The sequence below is a fragment of the [Clostridium] aerotolerans DSM 5434 genome (genome assembly GCF_000687555.1).
GTDB classification, from domain to species: domain Bacteria; phylum Bacillota; class Clostridia; order Lachnospirales; family Lachnospiraceae; genus Lacrimispora; species Lacrimispora aerotolerans.
In genome coordinates, this window is sequence record NZ_JHWJ01000042.1 from 1 (window position 1) to 2205 (window position 2205).

Below are 2205 nucleotides of genomic sequence, written 5' to 3' on the forward strand. Positions count from 1 at the left end.
CTCTGGGACTTCTTCCTCTATAGGCTCCAGCTCAACGGAAGTAATCCGGTCTGAAGAAAAGAAAAAACGGCGGCCTTTAAAATTTGTCGTAAAGTGGGCTCTCTGATCTTCCTGCCCATTATTTTTAACAAATGAGAGAGGAAGTTTACATTTATTTAAATGAACGGATTCTTTTAAATGATTTTGCATAATATACACCTCTTTCTAAATGGTATAAAGCATAATATGCAAAATATTTATTTTATGAGACAAACGTATGGTAAGGGGCCTGTCAACACGGCCCCTTACCATAAAATATTAATGCAATTTAACTAAATTAAGAGATACTTTATTATAAAATGCAAATGCTGTTTTGTTAACAAAAGCATCTTGTCTTCCAATTAAAGTTGTCTGGTATGCTCCTGGAGTAACAGGAAAATCAGTCGAACTAGTATTCCCTGTCTTGTATATTGCACCTTCTGGTCCGATGTCAATACTGTGTCCATCATTTGTGTTATTTCCACCTATATAGTATGAAACAATAAGGTTAGTTAGATCTGCTGAAAGAATGCTGATAAATGCAGCCCCATTTCCGGTCCATGTTGAAGGGATCACGTTTGGTGTTATTGGAAAGTCGGACGCTGAAGTATTTCCTATGATATAAGCATGGCCCTGTAAATCTGTGGTAATATCTCTAACTGCACTCGCTGAGCTTCCCCCAAAATAGGTGGATCCAATCAGACTGTTTCCAGACGGAGATAACTTTGATATAAATGGTTGATTAATAGCAGGGCCTTTTGTTGTCTGGAAAGCGCCAGGTGTTACTGGAAAATCAGATGAATTGGTGTCTCCCGTGACAAAAGCATGGCCCAAGGTATCCACAGCAATACTATAAGCGTAATCATAATCGCTACCGCCCAAAAAGGTGGAGTAAACAAGAGAACTACCGTCCACTGCCAGTTTTGTAATAAATGCTGCATCCACAATAAAAGTGGTCTGGAAAGCACCGGGTGTTATAGGGAAATCAGTGGAACTGGTAGTGCCAGTCACATAGGCATGCCCCTGAGTGTCCAAAGCAATGCCAAGACAGTTTTCACTTCCACTGCCTCCAAGGTAGGTGGAATAAATAAGGGTTGCTCCGTCGGGGGAAACTTTAGTAATAAATCCACTAGTACTAGTACCGGGTAAAGTGGTTTGAAAAGCGCCCGGAGTAGAAGGCAAAACAGTGGAGGCGGTTCGCCCTGTCACATAAGCACTGCCTTGCGGATCCACGGCAATATCATAACTAATATCAGTATTATTGTTTCCCAGAAAGGAGGAGTAAATAAGGCTTCCTCCGTCTGCAGCTATTTTAGTAACAAACATATAGCCACGAGTGGTTTGAAAAGCACCTGGTGTTATTGGAAAATTAATAGAATTTGTTTGTCCAGTCACATAGGCACAATATTCCGTATCAATTCCAATACTCCAGCTATATTCGCGACCACTACCGCCAAGATAAGTGGAATAAATGAGAGATTCTCCGTTGCTGGAAAACTTAGTAATATATGCATCTTCATTTCCTGCAAAAGTAGTTTGAAAGGCACCTGGTGTTACTGGTAATCCAGTTGAATTTACGTATCCCGCCACATAGGCTTGCCCTTGGTCATCTATCGCAATCGCATTACCATTTAGTATATCTGGGCCTCCAAAATAGGTGGAATACTGTAGAATGGGGTCAATGACAAGAGGACTATCAGTCGAATAATCTCCACTCAGCTGGAAACCAAAATCAAAGTCACTATAGCGCCGATAAGCACAGCTCACCGGAATATTAACTCCACCGATTACTTGATAAGCAATGGGAGCTAAGTCAGTCAATGTTCCCAGTACATGATGAATGAGTAAATTTCCCGTTTCATCTATCTCCAAACGGTCTGCCCCTTCCCAATGAAGTCGGATCGATGAAATTCTTTCTGGTCTATCTAACAACCAGTTCATTTTCAAACCATCATCACTGGCGGAAATCTCCAGATCCACGCCCTCCCAGACAGCATTATATTTTAGTTCCCTATAATGGGGAACTCCGTTTTGCCACTTTAAAGAGTCATTTCCTTTGAAAAAGTGGTGATATCCCTCTTGCTGAGATATACCTTCCGGGAAAAGATTGGTATTTGCATTTGTAAAAGAGAGCTCCAGAGCCACACCATTTCTAGGCTGATCTGGCTCTGGGACTTCTTCCTCTAT

The 2205-nt window shown here is 41.3% G+C and carries 2 protein-coding genes; both read right to left on the bottom strand.

The window, feature by feature from the left end:
* A partial coding sequence (locus T546_RS25770; RefSeq protein ID WP_034600400.1) for a hypothetical protein occupies nucleotides 1-189 on the bottom strand: 189 nt, incomplete at its 3' end.
* A 108-nt stretch (nucleotides 190-297) separates the two neighbouring features.
* The coding region (locus T546_RS0122300) for a DUF7948 domain-containing protein (protein ID WP_026893486.1) at nucleotides 298-2205 on the bottom strand (1908 nt) is incomplete at its 5' end.